This window comes from Sneathiella sp., from assembly GCF_036844445.1.
Classification (GTDB): domain Bacteria; phylum Pseudomonadota; class Alphaproteobacteria; order Sneathiellales; family Sneathiellaceae; genus Sneathiella.
In genome coordinates this window covers 132,437-150,963 of the sequence record NZ_DAIUFV010000006.1, presented here as the reverse complement: position 1 = coordinate 150,963, position 18,527 = coordinate 132,437, and the positions used below count along the sequence as shown (strand labels likewise).

The following is an 18,527-nucleotide window of genomic DNA, read 5'->3' as shown; positions in this document are numbered from 1 at the left end:
CCGAGATGAAGGGAGACGGCATGACGGGGCGGTTTCAGGAATTTCTGGCAACGAAAGCGGTGCTGCTTGCCGACGGCGCGATGGGGAGCAGCCTTATCGCACGCGGACTTTCCCCGCGCGATGCGCCGGAGCTCTGGAACCTCTCAAGGCCTGATGAAATCCGCGAGATCCACCGGCAATTCATCGGCGCGGGCGCGGATATCATCCTCACCAACAGCTTTGGCGCAAACGCCTGCCGGCTTGGCCCACAGGGGCGTGGCGATAAGGTCGGAGGGCTCAACATTGCCGCCGCGCGTATTGCCCGCTCAGCTGCGGACGCGGCCGGGCGAGAGGTTCTCGTCGCCGGCAGCATCGGGCCGCTTGGAACCGCCGTCGCGGAGAGCGGCCTTCTCACCCCGGCCGCCGCCTTCGTCGCCTTCAAATCCCAGGCGGCGGCTCTTAAACAAGGGGGCGTTGACCTTCTCTGGATTGAAACGCTGTCAGGGCGCGCGGAACTTCGCGCCGCCCTCGCTGCCGCGGCAGATTGCGCCCTCCCCGCCATCGCGACGCTTTCTTTTCATTCTGGCCAGAAAGGGAAGGACACCCTCTGCCCCGCCGATCTCCCCGCCTTCCTTCGCGCCCTCGGCGCGCCGCCGCTTGCGTGGGGGAGCAACTGCGGCGACGGGCCGCGCGAGGTGCTGCACCATCTACGTGATTTTGGCGGGCAGGCGCGGGCCAGCGACATCATCGCGGTGAAAGCGAACTGCGGTCTGCCCATCCGGGAGGGGGATGCGCTTCGCTACCCCGCGACCCCCGCCGTCATGGCGGCCTATGCCCGGCTTGCGGCGGATCTCGGCGCGCGCATTATTGGCGGCTGCTGCGGGACGACGCCCGCGCATCTGCAGGCAATGGCGGCCGCGCTCGAAGCCTATGAACCTAAGCCCGCCCCTACCGCGACGGAGATAGACGATATCTTCGCCCGCGTAGGCTCCGGATAAAGCGCGACTTAGGCGCTCGCGCTCGGCCGCGCCGAAATCTCCTTATACCAGCGCGTCAGGTTATCCAGCCCTTCCGGCAGGGGAATACGGCCCATCCCCTTGGCGAAATCGACCACCACCAGAACGCCGATATCGGCCGCCGAAAAGCTGTCGCCGACCATAAACTTCCGGCCTTCGAGATGCGTATTCACATCTTCGAAAAAATAGATGGTGCGCTGCCGCCCGCGATCGGCCAGCGCGAGGATCTGCTCAAAGCCGTGAATGCCGGTAAGGGCGCGCCCGACCATAAAGGGGGCGGAGTTGCGCATCGCCTCGGCAACGGCGAGGAAGCCGTTCACATGGATATAGTGGCACCAGTTGTTGACATGCGCCCGCTCCTCCGCAGTGTGGCCAAAGAGCGCGGGTTCGGGATATTTCTCCTCGATATAGCGGTTGATGGCGTCGATGGAGGAAATGAAGCTGCCATCCTCGATCTGCAAAACAGGAACGGTGCAGTTGGGATTGATCTTGCGAAATTCTTCCGTCATATGGGCGCCCTTTTGCAGGTCGACCATTTCCTTCTCCAGCGTGACGCCTTTTTCGGCGAGAAATATCCGCACCCAGCGGGGGCTCGGCGCTCCCGGATAGTCATAGAGTTTCATGTTGCTTCTTTCCCTTGTTCATTTTTGCGCCCGCATCAGAGAAGGGGGGACGCCCGGCCGCGTTACACTTTCAGCCAGTAGTTCCCCTCCGCATCCTTTTTGAGATGACCCGCCGTCGGCGTCGCGAAATGCGTGCCGATAATCAGCGTGTCCGTATCGCAATAGCGCGCGAGGAATTCTTCGCGCGTCGCCCTCGCCGCCGCCTTATCGGTATCGGCCGTGCAGGACCAGTCAGGATGCGCGATCTGGCAGGGGTGATGCATGCTGTCGCCGGTGATGACCGCCTCTTCCCCTTTCGATCTGATCCGGATGCAGACATGGCCGGGCGTATGCCCGGGGGATGGGAACAGGCTCACCTCATCGCAGACCTTGTGATCCATCGCGACGAGATCGGCGAGCCCTGCGTCGATGACGGGCTGCACGGAATCTTCAACGACGTCGCCATATTCCTCCTGCGGTGTCGTGCTCCAGTGCTGCCATTCCGTCTCGCCGAAAAGATAGCGCGCATTGGGGAATGTCGGTACCCATTTGCCACCCACCAGCATCGTGTTCCAGCCGACATGATCGACGTGAAGATGCGTGCAGAGCACCGTATCGATACTGTCGCGCGGGTAGTCGGCCGCCTCGAGATCGGTAAGGAAGCTGCCCTGCAGCATGTTCCAGGATGGAATTTTGCGCTCCTTGTCGTTGCCGATACAGGTATCGACGATGATCCGCCGGCTGCCGGTGTCGATGACGAGCGCATGGATGCTCATGATCAGACGGCCCGCTTCGGTCGCGAAATGCGGCACCATCCAGCGGAGCGGCTGCACCGCTTCCGGCGTTGCCTGCGGCAGGATAAAACGCGTCCCGCCGATCGCCTCCACCTCGATGATCCGGGTGATCGTCACATCCCCGATCTGCCATCTGTTCATTGTCCGACCCCCTCTTTTCATTCTTGTTGGGCACAGTATAACCGCGCCGTGGCGGCGGACAAGAAGTTCAACGCGTCCGGCCGAAAGTTATCCACGCAGCATAAATGCGCGCTGCCGTCGTCAGCCAGCAGAGCAGACCGAAAATCACTGCGATCGTGGTGAAATGAGTCGGCAGGAGGCACATCAGGACGAAGGCAAGGATCGTCTCGGTCCCCTCGGTCAGGCCGCCGAGATAGTAAAGCGATTTATGGCCGCGAAGGTCCGTCGTGATGCCGTGCCGCTCGGCAAGGATCGCATGGGCGAGGAAGGTCGCGCCGGTTCCCATAAAGCTGAAGACAAGAAATGCGGCGGCAACGGCATTTCCCGCATCGGCGAGCGCAAAGCCGAACACGACGCCTGCGTAAAAAATAAAATCGCAGACGATATCGAGATAGCCGCCGAAATCGGTGAGCCGCGTCTGGCGGGCAACCGCGCCGTCGAGCCCGTCGCCAAACCGGTTGAGCAGGATGAGAGCGAGCGCGGCGAGATAATAGTCGAAGGCGAGCAATGGCACCGCCGCGAGGCCGAGCGCAAATCCGCCAAGAGTGATCGCGTTCGCCGGAACGCCGAGCGCCGCGATTCTTCGCCCTGCCGCATTGAGGGGCGGATCAATAACCTGCCGGAGCGCCGCATCTAACATGGACCGTCAACAAATCCCTTATTGCCTGCACGGACAGCGAATGAGAGTGTATGAGACATGACATATTCCCCGCGGCGGAGCAAGAGAGCGCGGCCTGGAAGTCCAGAGGAGAAGGAGGAGAAATGCACCACATCCATGAATTTACCGCCCGCCTTGACTGGACCGGCGCAAGCGAGGGGCCGACAACGACCTATCAGAGCTATTCCCGTGATTATAGCGTGAGGCTGCCGAGCGGTCCGGTCCTGCAAGGCACGGCCGCCGTCGCCTTTCGCGGCGTTGACAGCCGCTTTAACCCTGAAGACATGCTGATTGCCTCTCTTGCGGCCTGTCATATGCTGAGTTATCTCGCGCTTTGCGCGCGCAAAAAAATTATCTGCACCGCCTATTCTGATACGCCCTATGGGCGGATGGAGCAGATGGATGGGCGCATCCGCTTCACCGAGGTTTTGCTAAAGCCCGTCGTCACCATCAGCCGCGACAGCGACATGGACCGCGCCATCGCCCTGCATCACGCGGCGCATGAGGAATGTTTCATCGCCAACTCGGTCAATTTCCCCGTCCTGAACGATCCGACAGTCCGATATGCGGACTAACCAATTTTTAAGGATAGCTGTGCAAAGCTGCGCCGAAAATAAACTGATTTCGGAATGAAGAATGCAACTCAAGTTTGAAGCCGCCATCTTTAATCAGGACGTTCTCGCCGCACTGAAGGAAGGCGAGCATCACAAGGATCTCTCAGACAGCTGGGCCGAAACCCATTATTTCGACGTCTATGCCGCGAGCATCGACGAGGCCTGGGAGAAGATGAAGCGCAAATACAGCGCCGCACGTGGCTTCGTCATCAAGTCGATCGACCCGATCGACTGAGCGCGCCTTAATACCCCACGTAATAGGGGTTGGTGCCGCCCGCGTGATCGGTGACATCGAGCACCCGCGCAATCGACGGCACGGCGGTCTTGATCTCCACCTCGACGCCCTGCTTCAGCGTGGCGTCGGCCATGCCGCAGCCCTGGCATCCGCCCGCCATTTCCACATAGGCAGTATCATCCTTCACATCGATGAGGGTGATATAGCCGCCGTGGGCCGCAATGGCCGGATTGATCCGTGTCTCGAGCAGGTCCTGGATGCGCTCCGCCTCTTCCGTCAGCAGGCCGGGGCGATCCGATGTCTCCGCCGTCTCTTCGACCATCCGCTCGAAACGCACGCGCTGGATCTCGGGCACATAATGCTTCAGCGTATTCTCGATCTTGATCTGCGTACCGAACGCGGGCGTCGACAGCCCGCGGCTGTCCATCTCGAGAATGACGAGACCTTCCGAGGGATCATAGGCCTTGAAAGCGATATCGCCGCCGTCGGCGCTCAACTGCGGCTGGATACGGGTTTCGATCAGGTCGCGAAGCGCATCGACAATTTTCTGATCCGCTTCCGAATAGCTTGCGCTCGCTTTCGGCGCCGCATCGTTCAGCACCGGCATCCCGCTCATGTAATGATCCATGATGGCGGCGAGAACCATTGGCTTCAACTGGATCCAGAGAATTTTCTCTTCCGTCTCCGGCTTTTTCACGATGGTGACATAATCCTCGCCAAGCTCCACGCCCTTGACGCCCGGGATCCCGAACAGCCGACCGGCGAGCGGTGAGCGGGCGCGCGCCTCCTCTTCATCACCGAATGACACGGACCCCGACGCCAGAACCTGACGGCCCGGCATGAATTTCATCTTGTCCTCATTCTCATGCGGCAATGTCTGAATGAACATGAACCAACTCCTGCCCCTCGCCATTGCAAGGGGGTATATAAAAGACCACCGTCAGCTAACAGAAATTCGGTAACCCTACAAGTTACAATGATAACATATGGTGCGGCGGCGGCGTTGCAATAGCGCGCCCGTCACACCGTTGCGACCGGATTGGCGGGTGAGCCGACCGCCCCCGGCAGACGGAGCGGCGGCGCCGTCAGCAGAAAGCGCGAGCGCCCCGCCGCCTTCAGCCACCTATTCAGCGGCGTCAGATACCAGAGCTCGCCGAGGTGAATGCCGAGCTTGAAGAGACAATGCTCATGGATCGGCAGAAATGCGCAGCATCCCTCGCCGGGACGGGAGGGATACGCCTCCACCGCATAGTTGTCGGCGATCAGCACGGAGATGCCGCTGTCGGTGATCCAGTTCAGCAGCCGTGCATCACGGCCGTCCAGCGTGGCGCAGGAATTATGCAGCTTCTCCTTGTCGGGATTTCCCTTCATATCCATGATCATCTGCGCAAATCCCGTGTGCAGGCAGAGCATGTCACCCGCCTCGACGGTCACCGCGTCCTTGTCCAGCACCTGCATCAGATCGTCATAGCCGACCACTTTTCGCGCCCTTCCGAACGCGCCTTCCAGATCGACCATCACGCCGCGCCCCTGCACGCCGGCCGCCGCCATATTCTCGATCCCGAGCGCGCGGGCGCGGCTGCCGCCGGCATCATCGGGCCCGCAGATATGCTCGCCGCCCCGATAGCCGTTGTAATAGACGATCTCCGCCTTGCCGTCGCCATCGGCATCGAACTCCTGCCCGACATGGGCGAGGCTGTCCCACTGCGTGGAATATTGCGTATGCAGCACGACGAGATCATCGCAGATGACATCGATCAGATTCGGATCATCGCGCGAGAGGTTGTAATTCATATTGGGAACGTCGCCACCCCGCTTCGTCGGCAGGAGTTCCGGCGGATAGCGGCGCGGATTGAGCAGGTTGCCACCCGGCAGATCAAGCGGCAGACTGAGGCAGAAGCGCTCCCCCGTCTTCACTTCGGCCGCAGCGGCACGCACGCGTTCGGGTGTGATCAAATTGAGCCGGCCGATCTGGTCATCGGGCCCGAAATCCCCCCAATTCGAGCCTTCCGGCCGGTTCACCCAACGTGACATGCTGCTTCTCCCCCTTAAAATTATTTTCCGCAAGCATAGCGGGAAGTGCCGCGCCTGCAAAGACCCAGGCAGCGCGAATTGACGGACGCCCCGGAAGCTGTTAGCTGTTGTAAAAAACAATCAAGAATGGCCTTCCCGATGACGAGAGAAACGGCGAACGCGATCAGAATTATTCTGACCCTGTCGGCCATCTATGTGGCAAGCAACTTCTTCCGCTCGGCCGTTGCCGTTATTGGGCCGAACATGATGGATGAGCTGGGACTGACGCCGGAGGAGTTCGGGCTCGTCGGCGGCAGCTTCTTCATCGCCTTTGCCCTGATGCAGGTGCCCGTCGGGATTTTCCTCGACCGCTACGGGCCAAGAAAGACGATCTTTGTACTGATGCTGCTCGCCAATATCGGTTCGATCGGCTTCGCGCTTGCGTCAACCTTTTTTGAACTGATCAGCACCCGCTTTATCATTGGCGCGGGCTGCGCGCCGGTTCTGATGGGCTCGCTCGTCATCATCTCGCGCTGGCTGTCGGCGGAGCGTTTCGCCTTCTACCTCTCGCTTATCGTCGCGATGGGCGGTGTCGGCAACCTTCTCGCGACGACGCCAACGGCGCTGCTTGCCGATATGGTCGGATGGCGCGCCGTCTTCTGGATTGCCGCGATCATCAGCCTTTGCTCGCTGGTCCTCGGCTGCCTCATCATTCGCGATGCGCCGCCCGGCCACACCTTTCACGACCGCGCGCCCGAGACCTTCCGCGACGCCTTCCGCGGCGTTGTCGAGGTCGTCAGCAACCGGCAGTTTCAGTATCTCTTCGCCCTCAACCTTGTCATTTACGGCGCGGTGATGGCCATTCTCGGCCTTTGGGGCAGTAATTTCCTGCGCGATATTTACGGGCTCGACCTCGCGGCGCGCGGCAATATTCTGCTTCTGATGACCGCCGGTGTCATATGCGGCAATTTCTTCTACGGGTATCTCGACGGCATTGTCGCGCGGCGAAAGCCGCTCGTGATGTATGCGGCGGGCGCGACGATCCTCATCCTCTTCATCCTCGGCACCGTGCCGGTGCTTCCCGTCTGGCAGGTGACGATCCTGCTCTTCCTTCTCTGTTTTACGGGGAGTTACGGCGTGCTGATCATGTCGCATGGCCGGACGATCTTCCCCGAACGCCTGCTCGGGCGCGGCGTCGCCACGCTGAATACGGCGGTCATGCTCGGCGTCTTCCTGTTGCAGGCGCTTGGCGGTTTCATCGTCGGGCATTTCGTACACCCGGACGGAACCGCACCAATCGAGGCCTACCGCGTACTTTATTTCGCGCTCGCGGGCGTCATCGTCGCGGGACTTCTCTTCTATAGCCGGACCCATGAGTCGAAGGCCGTGCAAAAGAAAACGCCGGATCCCGCGTAAGGGATCCGGCGTTTATCCGTTCAGTTAAGCCGCGTATCAATCGCGGTAGTGGCTGCCCTTGCGATCGAGAATACGGAGCAGGCCCGGCCATTCCAGCGTCGGCCGGCCGGCATTGTCGGTCGCGGCAAACTGCGCCGCGGCATGTTCGCAAACCTCGCGCGGCGGGAAAACCAGCTCGGCATCGCCCGCCATCGCCTTGATCTGCGCCTCACACGACTTTTCGAGATAGAAGATCCGCCGGAAAGCTTCCGGCACCGTCTTGCCGATCGTCAGCAGCCCATGATTGCGGAGAATCATCGCGATGCTGTCGCCCATGTCGCGGACCAGCCGTTCCCGCTCATCAAGATCGAGCGCAATGCCCTCATAGCCATGATAGGCAAGACGGCCGTAGAACATCATCGAATGCTGGCTGAGCGGAAGCAGGCCATGCTTCTGCGCCGCAACGGCCATGCCCGCCGTCGTATGCGTATGCAGGACGCAGTTGATGTCATGGCGGGCGCCGTGGACGGCGCTGTGGATGGTGTAGCCGGCGGGATTGATCTTGAACGGCGTGTCGTCAAGAATATTCCCGTCGATATCGACCTTCACGAGGCTGGAGGCGGTGATCTCGTCGAAGAACAGCCCATAGGGGTTGATCAGAAAGTGATTCTCGGTTCCGGGGACCCGCGCGGAAATATGCGTGAAGATCAGATCGCTCATGCCAAAGTGGGCAACGAGCTGATAGCAGGCCGCCAGATTGACCCGCGTCTCCCATTCTTCGTCGCTGACCTTGCCTTTCAGGCTGGGCACCAGTACGTCTACACCCATCTCGACCTCCTTTTTGCTTTGTTTTATGATTTCAGCATGTTACGGGCGATAACCAACTGCTGAATCTGGGTTGTTCCTTCATAGAGACGGAGCAACCGGACATCGCGATAGAACCGCTCGACCTTATATTCGGCCATGTAGCCCGAACCGCCGTGGATCTGCACAGCCCGGTCAGCAATCCGCCCCGCCGCTTCCGTTGTAAACATCTTACAGCAGGCAGCGAGCATCGCAATCTCTTCCTTGTTGTCGTACTTTTTCGCCGCATCCATCGTCATCGCCAGTCCGGCGTAAAGCTCGGCCTGGCTGTCGGCCAGCATCGCCTGGACAAGCTGGAAGTCGCCGATCCGTGTGCCGAACTGCTTGCGTTCGGACGCATAGGCGACGGCCTCTTCAAGGATGCGCTCGGAAATACCGGTGGAGACGGAACTGAGATGTAGCCGGCCCCGGTCGAGCACCTTCATGGCGGTGTAGAACCCCTGCCCCTCGACACCCCCAAGCAGAGCGGAGGCCGGAATGCGGGCATCTTCAAAAATGATATCGCTGGTCTTGGTGCCGCGCTGCCCCATCTTCTCGTCCGCCTTGGCGATGGTCACGCCCGGCGTTTTCGGATCGACGAGGAAGGCGGAAATGCCGGACGCACCCTTCTTGTTCGGATCGGTGCGGGCCATCACGGTCAGCATCCCGGCGCGGAGCGCATTGGTGATAAACCGCTTGGTGCCGTTCAGCACGTAGTCATCGCCGTCGCGGATGGCGACGGTGCGAAGCGAGGCCGCGTCCGATCCGGCCTCCGGCTCGGTCAGGCAGAAGGAGGAGATGATCTCGCCCGAGGCGAGGCGGGGCAGGTACTGCCGCTTCTGCTCCTCGGTGCCGGTCATGACGAGGCCCTGGCTGCCGATGCCGACCGTCGTGCCGATAACGGAGCGGAACGCGAGCGCTGCCTTGCAAAGTTCATGAATGACTTCGCATTCCTGCGCCATACTGAGGCCGAGCCCGCCATATTCCTCCGGGATGGAGAGGCCGAACAGGCCAAGTTCGCGCATTTCCTGAATGATGTCTTCCGGCACCTCGTTGGTCTGTTCCACTATATCTTCTGCGGGTACCAGCCGGTCACGGACAAAGCGCGTGACAGAATCTTTCATCAGCTTAAAGGTCTCGTTATCCAGAGCCATCTTCTTTCCTTTTTATGTCAATGCATCCGAAGCTATCTCACGCCTCCCGCAACGCCGCTTCAAAAGCGGCTTCTGCGGCGGGGGCGGTGGAACATCTTGCGTCCTTTACACACCGCTCTGTTAGCAGATATGGGACGCCCTCGCAATTAAAGGAAGTGAAATTTTCGCGCCGGAGGGCGGCGCATAACGAGCCGGCCCGCGCGCGCGAAAAGGCGGCGTTTGCCGGCCTCTTCCCATCTCCTGCCTCGCTTCCCGCCGTCAATATCAGGCTTGCGGCCCCCGGGGGCGCAGCGTATGTTGCGCCGGCGTCATCCGCAGGAAGGGACCGAAACATATGAGACGCGTTCTCACATTCATCGTGATCGGTATCGTCGCGATTATCTGTATCTCCATCGCGACCGTCTATCTCTCGATCGGCTCGGTTATCGTCACGGCGTTTGAAAAATATGGCAGCGCCATTGCCGGCGCGCCGGTCACGCTCGAGACTGCCGACTTCTCTCCGACGAGTGGCGAGACAGCCTTGAAGGGGCTCGCCGTCGACACCCCGCCGGGGTTCAAGGCGACACATGTGTTTCTCGCGCCCAAGATCGATCTGCTGATCGATCCGCAGACCCTCGGCACGGATGTCATTGCCATCAAACGCCTTGAGATTACGGCGCCGGAGATCACATTCGAGATTGTCGAGGGAACCGACAGCCTTCGCACCCTTCGGACGCATATCGATGCCGCCATCGCCGACGAAAAGGCGGGACGGTTCATCACCGGAGAGAATGGCAGGACGCCAAAATTCATCATCCACGACCTTTATATCAACAAGGGCGTCGTGATTGTCGAAGCGGAAAAGCTGAACGGGCGGCGGACAACGGCGGTGCTGGATGATATCCATTTGCAGGATGTCGGGCGCGATGAGAACGGCCTCGCCCCCGCCGCGCTGGTGCGCAGGATCTATTCGCCGCTCCTTCAGGCGGTAAGCCTTGCGATCCTCGAAACCGACCTGCCGCTCAGCGACCAGATTCTAAACCTGCTGCGCAGCGCCAGCGAGGAAACCGACGAGATGCTCGAACGGCTCCGGAAACTGCTGGAAAAATAAAGTTGCCGCCTGTGGCCTGAGCGGGCATAAACAAGGGCCCTTGCAACTGTTTGTCAGGATCAGCCCGTGGCACAAAATCCACCCCCGCGAGAAGAAAACCTTCATCGCAGTGACAACCGCCGTCAGGAGCTCATGGCAGCGGCGGCCCATCTGTTCAATCAGCGGGGGTATGACGCGACGTCCATGCGCGATATCGCGCGCGAGGCCGGGATGCTGGCCGGCTCCATGTATTATCACTTCTCCTCGAAGGATGAGCTGATTATTGCGACTTATGAGGAAGGGCGCCGGCTGATCAGCACCGCGGTCCTTGAGGCGATCGAAGGCGTCGAGGATCCGTGGGACCGCTTACGCGAGGCGGCGATTGCGCATATGAACACGCTCTTTAGCGGCAACAATTTCTCGATCCTGCTCTGCGCCGATATCTCCCGCACCGCGCCGACGCTGCGCAGCCGGCTGATCGAGATTCGCGACAAATACGACAAGCTCTTTATGGACCTGATCGAGGATCTCCCCCTCGCCGACGATATCGACCGCGGCCTTTTACGCCTCAGCCTGCTCGGGTCGCTCAACTGGTCGAGCAGCTGGTATCGCCCGGGCGGACAGACGCCGGCCCAGATCGCGGCGTTTTTCGTCCGCGTGATGAAGGACGGGCTGACCTGAGGCTGTGGAGCGGGGCTAATTATACATATTCTACATGTGAATAAATTATTTCACATCATTTCACAGAAAATTATATTGCGTTCCCCGCCGGAAAAGCTATATCTACAGTGGATGCGGTGCATCCTGATCCCGCGGCACCCGGCACAATGCATCCGGCGCGCCTATTGTGATCAGAATTGTGCAACGGAGCGCACAATCGGTGACATCGTTCGTTGATTGCGGCTTCAAAATAAGGCTAAACTAAGGCGACACCAATGCCTGTCAGCGGGGATCGCCCTGTCCCTCCCCGGACAGCACAAGGCGAGTAGAAAAGTTGAACGAACCAAAGCTCAAGACAGAAATTCCGGTCGTGCCCCGCCAGGAGGTTTCCTCGGTCGTCATCCGGTTCGCTGGCGATTCCGGCGATGGCATTCAGATTACCGGCAGCCGCTTTACGGACACGACGGCGCTGGCCGGCAATGACCTTGCCACTTTCCCCGATTTTCCGGCCGAAATCCGCGCCCCTGTCGGCACGACGTTCGGCGTCTCCGCCTTCCAGATCAACTTCGGCTCGCGCCGCATTGAAACGGCGGGCGATGATCCCGATGTGCTGGTCGCGCTCAATCCGGCGGCGCTGATGGTCAACCTCGCGCGGCTGAAAACTGGCGGGCTGATCATTGTCGATGGCGGCACGTTTAATGACCGCAATCTCAAAAAGGCCGGCTATCTCTCCAACCCGCTGGAAGATAATTCGCTGGAGGCCTACCGGCTTCTCAATGTCGATATCACGAAGCTGACGCTCGAATCGGTGAAGGAATTCGGCCTCTCCCAGAAGGAGGGCCTGCGCTGCAAGAACTTCTGGGTGCTCGGCCTCGTTTACTGGATTTACGGCCGCGACCGCAGCGATACCATCGACTGGCTGCGCCGCAAATTCGCCAAGCGCCCCGAGATTGCCGACGCCAACATCGCCGCGCTCAACGCCGGCCATGTCTACGGCGAGGTATCGGAGATTGGCGCCTACACGCCGCTTTACGCCATTCCGGCGGCCCAGATGCCGCACGGCCTTTACCGCACCATCACGGGCGGCGAAGCCCTCGCGCTTGGTCTCGTTGCCGGAGCGGAGCTTGCCAACCTCAAAATTTTCTTCGGCTCCTATCCGATCACACCGGCCTCTCCCGTGCTCCACACACTCGCCCGGATGAAGCAGTTCGGCGTCAAAACCTTCCAGGCCGAGGATGAGATTGCCGCGGTCTGCTCGGCAATTGGTGCATCCTACGCAGGATCGCTCGGGATCACCTCTTCGTCCGGTCCCGGCATCGCGCTCAAAGGCGAAGCGATCGGTCTTGCCATCTCGACGGAACTGCCGCTCGTCATCGTTAATTCGCAGCGCGCCGGCCCCTCGACCGGCATGCCGACGAAAACCGAACAGTCCGATCTTTATCAGGCCGTCTATGGCCGCAACGGCGATGCGCCACTCGTCGTACTTGCCGCCCACGGCCCCGCAGACTGCTTCGATGTCGCAATCGAGGCGTGCCGCCTTGCGACGCGCTATATGACGCCGGTGATGCTGCTGACCGACGGTTATATCGGTAACGCGGCGGAGCCGTGGCTGATCCCGACAGTGTCTACCCGCGAGAAATTCCCGGTCGCGTTTGCGACCAATCCCGAAGGCTTCGCCCCCTTCAACCGCGATCCCGAAACGCTGGCCCGCCCGTGGGCGATCCCCGGCACCCCGGGATTGGAGCATCGAATCGGCGGTATCGAGAAGCAGGACGGATCGGGCAATATTTCTTATGAGCCCGCCAACCATCAACGGATGACTGACCTTCGCCGCAACAAAGTGCTCAATATCGCAAACGATATCCCCGAGCAGAAACTTGAGAGCGGCGTTGAAGGCGGCGACCTCGCCGTTGTCGGCTGGGGCTCGACGTACGGCCCGATCAGCCGCGCCGTCGACAACAAGCTGCAGGAAGGCAGGAAGGTCGCGCATATCCACCTTCGCCACATCTGGCCGCTGCCCCGCAATCTCGGCGATCTGCTGCGTGGATTCAAGCAGGTTATCGTACCCGAAATGAATGACGGCCAGTTGAAAACACTGCTCCGCGATCAATATTTAATTGATGTACAGCCTTTGACCAAAGTGACCGGTCAGCCGTTCAAGATTTCCGAAATCGAACGCGCCATCGATGCGGCGCTGGAGAACTGACATGAATGTTGCCGTACAAAAAGACAAGCTGAAAGCAACCGACTTCGCCTCCGATCAGGAGGTACGCTGGTGCCCCGGCTGTGGCGACTATGCGATCCTCAAGGCTGTGCAGCGCACCCTTCCCGATCTCGACACCCCGAAAGAGAATTATGTGTTCATCTCGGGGATCGGCTGCTCGTCGCGTTTCCCCTATTACATGTCGACTTACGGGTTTCACACAATCCATGGCCGCGCCCCCGCCTTCGCAACCGGCATCAAGATCGCCAACCCCGAGCTTGACGTCTGGATGATCACGGGCGATGGCGACGGCTTCAGCATCGGCGGCAACCATATGCTGCATGTGCTGCGGCGCAATGTGAATTTGCAGATCCTGCTCTGCAACAACGAGATTTACGGCCTGACCAAGGGGCAGTATTCGCCGACATCGGCCATTGGCCTTCGCACCCCGTCCTCCCCCGACGGATCGGTGGACACGCCACTGAAGCCGCTGGTCTTTACGCTTGGCGCCGGGGCCCGCTTTGCGGCCCGCGCCTATGATACGCAGAAAACCCTGCCCGATATCCTGAAGCGCGCGCATGAGCATAAAGGCACGTCGCTAGTCGAGATCCTGCAGAACTGCATTGTCTATAATGACGGCGTGTTCGATGGCGTGCTCGCGCGCGATGTGGCCGCCGAACAGCAGCTCCATGTCGAGCATGGCAAGCCGCTCCTCTTTGGTGCGGAGAAGAACAGGGGGATCCGCCTCAACACCCGGACCCTCACACTCGAAGCCGTCACGCTTGGCGAGAAGGGCGTCACGGAAGATGACATCCTCGTTCATGACGAGAAGAACCGCGCCCTTGCCACCCTGCTCGCGGCGATGGACGGCGATGACCTGCCGGTCGCCTTCGGGGTGATTTACTGCGATCCGGCGCCGACCTATGAGGACGGCATTGAAGCGAAAATCAGCGCATCTCAGGGCGCAGAAGCTCCCTCACTCGACAAGCTGCTCCGTCAGGGTCACACCTGGCAGGCATAAGATTGCAGAATAAGAAAATTGAGAGCGAAAGCCGATCGTGTGCGATCGGCTTTTGTCATTTAAAGCCTTGTGGCATTATTCTTCCGGCTTTGATGAGGATGACATACGGCGGCGCGTTTTCCGCTGCAGATAGTTAAGCCCGGCAATGAGCGCCCAGATCGGCAACACGATCACCGCGCCGAGCAGAATATAATCCCCCGCCCAGCGGAAGGTGCTGAGCGTCAGGGAGTAGATCTCGCCGATCGTCCCGCCGAGATCCTTCAAAAGATCCAGCGGCGTGATATCAAAGAATGTCAGCCCCCAACCGACGAGGAATGAGGCAAGCAGGAGCTTTACAATCAGCGAGCCGATATTTTTTGGCATATATAATCCTCAACAAATGCCGCACGGCGGAACCATCCGGGTATATCTCTATAATATCGTTCAACGCCGGAGCCTGACCAGATATTATTTTGCGCGCGCCCTCCGAGGTTAAATCGGCATATCGCGTGCGCGCAGGAGGACAATCCGCTTTTGCACATTAGCCAACAGTTGCTATAGTAGGAAAAAGTCCAGCGTAGAGAGGGGTTATGTCGCTAAAGTTTCGCATTCCGGCCGGCGAGAAGATTGTCGTCAACGGCGCCGTCATTACCAACACCAGCCCCCGGGCCATGCATTTTTCTTTGGAAAATGACGCCTCGATCATGCGCGAGCGGGATATTCTCCTGCCCGAGGACGCCAAAACGCCGCTCCAGACGGTTTATCTCTTCATCCAGCTCATGTATATCGAACCCGATAACCGCGACGCACATTTCAAGAGCTTCCAGGAGGCGGCGCAGATTGCCTTCCTCTCGACCGCGGAGCTGACCGAGCGCAACCTCGTTTTTGAACTCGTCGGGCTGGTGGGGGAGAAAAACTACTACGCCGCCCTCAAGCTGCTGCAGAAGCATTTCAAGCAGGCGGACGCCGGCGAGACGGAATCGGCGGATTAATTGTCACTGCCTACGTGCTTCTTTCGCTCTGATTCCGGGTGAAACTTCAGGAAATAATGCCAAAAAATATCGGCCGGCGGACAAAATCACGCCCCGGCCAATTTTTTTTGCGTGGAAAAGCGCTCTGAAAATCCTTAGTTTTCTGCGCTTTTACGCCGCTAGCCGGTCGAGTTTTGAAAAAAATATCACCTTACGGGCAAATTCATTTCCCCGTTAAGCTTTTGTTAGCAAATGGGAGCGATAGTCATCCCACGGTCTCGAAGTAGACCCGCGGCTCAAATGAGCCATAACCGTCGCAGAGGCGACAACTCTAGAAATGAGGATGACTAAAATGGCTTCTATTAACACAAACTCCGGTTCCATGGCTGCTCTGCGTACTCTTGCTAATACGCAGAAGAATCTTGCTTACGTCCAGTCTCAGCTCGAAACCGGCCTCCGCGTCAACAGCGCCAAAGACGCCCCCGCAACTTTCGTTATCGCGCAAGGCATGCGTGCCGACATCGGCGCCCTGAATGCTGTTTCTGAAGGTATCGCATTCGGCCAGGCCACCATCGGTATGGCAATGGCTGCTGCAACCGCGATCTCCAACCAGCTCACCTCGCTGAAGCAGCTCGCGACCCAGGCGAAGAACGAAGGCCTCGACGGCGCCGTCATCCAGGGTCAGATCGATGCAACCCTCGCCCAGATCGATACGATCACCAGCACGTCCGCCTTCAACGGCGTCAACCTGCTGACGGCAACGGCGGCAACGCTGAACGTCCCGACGGGTCTTGGTGCCGCTGACCAGATCTCTTTCTCGAACGTCGACCTGACGTCCACCACGGGTCTTGCGCTGAACACGGTTGACGCAACGGACACCGCCAACCTCGATACGCACATCGCGACGATCGATGCCGCCATCGCCACCGTTGGCGCGGCTCTGACCAGCATCGGTACCTTCTCCAGCCGTCTCGATGACCAGGCAGAGTTCACCACGCTGCTGACCGATACGATGAAGGAAGGCCTTGGCGTTCTCGTCGATGCCGACATGGCAGAGGTTGCCGCTGAACTGCAGGCCGTTCAGACCAAGGAACAGCTCAACATCCAGTCGCTGAGCATTGCAAACGCAGCGCCGCAGTCAATCCTGGCTCTGTTCCGCTAAACTTCACCAACGGGGAGACGGCCTTTCGGGGCCGTCTTTTCCGTTAACCTCCCGTTCATGAATTCTGCGCTAACATAACGCAAATTCCTTTTCATCGGGAAACGCGATGCAGGTATCGTCGAACAGTCCGCTCCTCTGGTACAAGCTGGCCAACAGCTTGAAGGATTCGCATATGAAAGCGTTCGAGGCGCAGCCTTCGGTCACGCGCGATATGACGACCTTCCGCGAGAAGATCGGCGAGGTCAGGTCGGTTGACGATCTGATGAAGAACCGCACGCTGCTGACGATGGTGCTCTCCGCCTTCCAGCTCGAGAGCGAGATCGACAAGCCCGCGATGGTGCGGAAAATCCTCACCGAAGATCCGGCCGACAAGAAGAGCCTCGTCAACCGGCTGGTAGAGCCGCGCTGGACGAAGCTGGCGACCGCCCTGCAGGGACTTAAATCCGACCCCGAGTTCTTCCAGAAAGAAGCGAATATTAATGCCATTCTCGCCGGCTATCGGACCAATGAATTCGAGAAATACGAAGGCGAGAAAGCCGACGGCGTGCGCGAGGCGCTCTATTTCAAGCGCATGGCGGGCGGCGTCGAGACGCTGTCGCAGATCATGGCCGACAAAACGCTTATGCATGTGGTGCGCGTCGGGCTCGGCCTGCCGGAAAGCTTCCAGTCGCTCGAATATGCGCAGCAGCGCGACCGCCTTGAGAAGCAGATCAATATCGAGGATTTCAAGGATCCCGAAAAAATCGAGAAGATGATCCAGCGCTTCCTGATCTATACCGAGATCAACAATACCGACGCAACGGCCAACCCGATCCTGTCGCTGTTCCAGCCCATCAATCGCGACGGCGGGTTCATTGGCCCGCAGCCGATCCAGGTCAACCTGTTCGTCTAATTGGCGAACGATTAACCGGTTAATTTTGCCCCTATAGCGGGGCAGAAGTTTCATCCCCCAAAGAAAAAAATGCCTAGCCCGGCCGGACGCTGCTCTCGGCCGCGCTCTTTTTGCCGCCTGTCTCCCCACTGAAATTGGCAGTTTTCTGCGCCCTACAGCAACTGGCACGGCCTTTGCTTATGTAGCTGCGAGTGAATGGCGTTCAAAGGTAACGCAGAAAACGACAGGAGAAACAAAATGGCTGCTTTTTCTATCAACACCAACGCAACGGCGATGGCAGCACTTCGCACGTTGACGGCAACCCAGTCCGCCCTTGGCGAAACCCAGCGGCAGGTAGAGACGGGTCTCAAGGTTGCCGAACCCAAGGATAACCCGGCTTCCTTTACCATTTCGCAGGCGATGCGCGGCGATATTGCCGCCATGGACGCCATTGAAGAGGCGCTCACCTTCGGTCAGGCAACCGTCGCCATGGCGAATGCCGGCGCGCTCAAGATTTCCAACATCCTGATCGACATTAACCAGAAAGTGACGCAGGCCTTCAACGATGGTTTGGATACCGCCGTTCTGCAGGAAGAAGTTGATTCGCTCCTCGCCGACATCACGACGACCGTCAATTCCACGGTGTTCAACGGGGTTAACCTGATCGATGGCGTCAGCCCGTCGCTCGAAGTTCTGACCGGTCTTGGCGGCGTATCGCAGACCATTCCGATCCAGGACCTGCGCCTTGCAACACTTGGTCTTGCCACCCTCGATCTGACCGATCCGGCCGCCTCCCTCACGGCGCTCGAAGCCGCTGAAACGCTGGTCGGCAACGTACTCACAACGCTCGGTACCGCGGCGAACCGGCTGGATCGCCAGGCAGAATTTACTCAGCTTCTGACCGACAAGCTGAAAGAAGGTCTCGGCATTCTGGTCGATGCGAACCTTGCCGAAGCCAGCGCCCAGCTGCAGGCCCTTCAGACGAAAGAACAGCTTGGCATCCAGTCGCTCTCCATCGCCAACGCCCGGCCGCAGTCGATCCTGCAGCTCTTCAAGTAACGGGTTGTTAGGAATTTAGTAAGAGTATCGTAGGACAATTTATCCTCGT

The 18,527-nt window shown here is 59.4% G+C and carries 20 protein-coding genes; 12 read left to right on the top strand and 8 right to left on the bottom strand.

Translation table 11 applies throughout. The annotated features are described in order from the left end of the window. Window positions 1-20 precede the first annotated feature (20 nt). Window positions 21-977, top strand: coding sequence for a betaine--homocysteine S-methyltransferase (gene bmt, locus V7Z56_RS12980; protein ID WP_334129927.1), 957 nt, complete (start codon window positions 21-23; stop codon window positions 975-977). An 8-nt stretch (window positions 978-985) separates the two neighbouring features. On the opposite strand, the gene V7Z56_RS12975 is transcribed toward bmt, so the two are convergent. The 3 genes from V7Z56_RS12975 to V7Z56_RS12965 form a co-directional block, all read right to left on the bottom strand. Further along, window positions 986-1,618 (bottom strand): glutathione S-transferase family protein, encoded by a 633-nt coding sequence (locus tag V7Z56_RS12975; protein ID WP_334129926.1) that lies wholly within the window; start codon window positions 1,616-1,618, stop codon window positions 986-988. A 62-nt stretch (window positions 1,619-1,680) separates the two neighbouring features. Continuing rightward, complete coding sequence (locus tag V7Z56_RS12970; protein WP_334129925.1) at window positions 1,681-2,532, bottom strand: MBL fold metallo-hydrolase; 852 nt, start codon at window positions 2,530-2,532, stop codon at window positions 1,681-1,683. A 67-nt stretch (window positions 2,533-2,599) separates the two neighbouring features. Beyond that, the gene (locus V7Z56_RS12965; protein ID WP_334129924.1) at window positions 2,600-3,211 is read right to left on the bottom strand and encodes a CDP-alcohol phosphatidyltransferase family protein; all 612 of its coding nucleotides are present in this window, start codon (window positions 3,209-3,211) and stop codon (window positions 2,600-2,602) included. Window positions 3,212-3,333: 122 nt separating this feature from the next. On the opposite strand from V7Z56_RS12965, the gene V7Z56_RS12960 reads away from it, so the two are divergent. After that, on the top strand, window positions 3,334-3,804 hold the full coding sequence (locus V7Z56_RS12960) for an OsmC family protein (RefSeq protein ID WP_334129923.1): 471 nt from the start codon (window positions 3,334-3,336) through the stop codon (window positions 3,802-3,804). Window positions 3,805-3,865: 61 nt separating this feature from the next. Beyond that, on the top strand, window positions 3,866-4,078 hold the full coding sequence (locus V7Z56_RS12955) for a hypothetical protein (RefSeq protein ID WP_334129922.1): 213 nt from the start codon (window positions 3,866-3,868) through the stop codon (window positions 4,076-4,078). 7 nt (window positions 4,079-4,085) lie between these two features. Here V7Z56_RS12955 and V7Z56_RS12950 read toward each other — a convergent pair whose 3' ends face one another. Then, on the bottom strand, window positions 4,086-4,967 hold the full coding sequence (locus V7Z56_RS12950; protein ID WP_334129921.1) for a NifU family protein: 882 nt from the start codon (window positions 4,965-4,967) through the stop codon (window positions 4,086-4,088). Between the two features lie 131 nt (window positions 4,968-5,098). Continuing rightward, window positions 5,099-6,112, bottom strand: a complete 1,014-nt coding sequence (locus V7Z56_RS12945) for a cyclase family protein (protein ID WP_334129920.1) — start codon at window positions 6,110-6,112, stop codon at window positions 5,099-5,101. A 138-nt stretch (window positions 6,113-6,250) separates the two neighbouring features. Here V7Z56_RS12945 and V7Z56_RS12940 point away from each other — a divergent pair, with 138 nt between their 5' ends. Beyond that, window positions 6,251-7,507: an MFS transporter gene (locus V7Z56_RS12940; protein WP_334129919.1), complete on the top strand. Its 1,257-nt coding sequence runs from the start codon at window positions 6,251-6,253 to the stop codon at window positions 7,505-7,507. Between the two features lie 36 nt (window positions 7,508-7,543). On the opposite strand, the gene V7Z56_RS12935 is transcribed toward V7Z56_RS12940, so the two are convergent. Next, window positions 7,544-8,314, bottom strand: a complete 771-nt coding sequence (locus V7Z56_RS12935) for a class II aldolase/adducin family protein (protein ID WP_334129918.1) — start codon at window positions 8,312-8,314, stop codon at window positions 7,544-7,546. 23 nt (window positions 8,315-8,337) lie between these two features. Beyond that, complete coding sequence (locus V7Z56_RS12930; protein WP_334129917.1) at window positions 8,338-9,483, bottom strand: acyl-CoA dehydrogenase family protein; 1,146 nt, start codon at window positions 9,481-9,483, stop codon at window positions 8,338-8,340. 334 nt (window positions 9,484-9,817) lie between these two features. On the opposite strand from V7Z56_RS12930, the gene V7Z56_RS12925 reads away from it, so the two are divergent. The 4 genes from V7Z56_RS12925 to V7Z56_RS12910 all read left to right on the top strand — a co-directional run bounded on the left by V7Z56_RS12925 (window position 9,818) and on the right by V7Z56_RS12910 (window position 14,436). Next, a complete protein-coding gene (locus tag V7Z56_RS12925; RefSeq protein ID WP_334129916.1) occupies window positions 9,818-10,573 on the top strand; it encodes a hypothetical protein in 756 nt (251 codons plus the stop codon). A gap of 132 nt (window positions 10,574-10,705) precedes the next feature. Continuing rightward, complete coding sequence (locus tag V7Z56_RS12920; RefSeq protein WP_334129915.1) at window positions 10,706-11,233, top strand: TetR/AcrR family transcriptional regulator; 528 nt, start codon at window positions 10,706-10,708, stop codon at window positions 11,231-11,233. Between the two features lie 313 nt (window positions 11,234-11,546). Further along, window positions 11,547-13,418, top strand: coding sequence for a 2-oxoacid:acceptor oxidoreductase subunit alpha (locus V7Z56_RS12915; RefSeq protein ID WP_334129914.1), 1,872 nt, complete (start codon window positions 11,547-11,549; stop codon window positions 13,416-13,418). 1 nt (window position 13,419) lies between these two features. Next, window positions 13,420-14,436 (top strand): 2-oxoacid:ferredoxin oxidoreductase subunit beta, encoded by a 1,017-nt coding sequence (locus tag V7Z56_RS12910; RefSeq protein ID WP_334129913.1) that lies wholly within the window; start codon window positions 13,420-13,422, stop codon window positions 14,434-14,436. Between the two features lie 75 nt (window positions 14,437-14,511). Here V7Z56_RS12910 and V7Z56_RS12905 read toward each other — a convergent pair whose 3' ends face one another. Then, window positions 14,512-14,799 carry a DUF6460 domain-containing protein gene (locus V7Z56_RS12905; protein WP_334129912.1) on the bottom strand — a complete coding sequence of 96 codons (288 nt, stop codon included), beginning with the start codon at window positions 14,797-14,799 and terminating at the stop codon, window positions 14,512-14,514. A 206-nt stretch (window positions 14,800-15,005) separates the two neighbouring features. On the opposite strand from V7Z56_RS12905, the gene V7Z56_RS12900 reads away from it, so the two are divergent. The 4 genes from V7Z56_RS12900 to V7Z56_RS12885 all read left to right on the top strand — a co-directional run bounded on the left by V7Z56_RS12900 (window position 15,006) and on the right by V7Z56_RS12885 (window position 18,478). Beyond that, window positions 15,006-15,407, top strand: coding sequence for a flagellar biosynthesis repressor FlbT (locus V7Z56_RS12900; RefSeq protein ID WP_334129911.1), 402 nt, complete (start codon window positions 15,006-15,008; stop codon window positions 15,405-15,407). Between the two features lie 331 nt (window positions 15,408-15,738). Further along, entirely contained in the window at window positions 15,739-16,548 is an 810-nt protein-coding gene (locus V7Z56_RS12895) for a flagellin N-terminal helical domain-containing protein (RefSeq protein ID WP_334129910.1), read from the top strand. Between the two features lie 106 nt (window positions 16,549-16,654). Continuing rightward, window positions 16,655-17,440, top strand: a complete 786-nt coding sequence (locus V7Z56_RS12890; protein ID WP_334129909.1) for a DUF1217 domain-containing protein — start codon at window positions 16,655-16,657, stop codon at window positions 17,438-17,440. 237 nt (window positions 17,441-17,677) lie between these two features. Continuing rightward, window positions 17,678-18,478 carry a flagellin gene (locus V7Z56_RS12885; protein WP_334129908.1) on the top strand — a complete coding sequence of 267 codons (801 nt, stop codon included), beginning with the start codon at window positions 17,678-17,680 and terminating at the stop codon, window positions 18,476-18,478. Window positions 18,479-18,527: the final 49 nt, after the last annotated feature.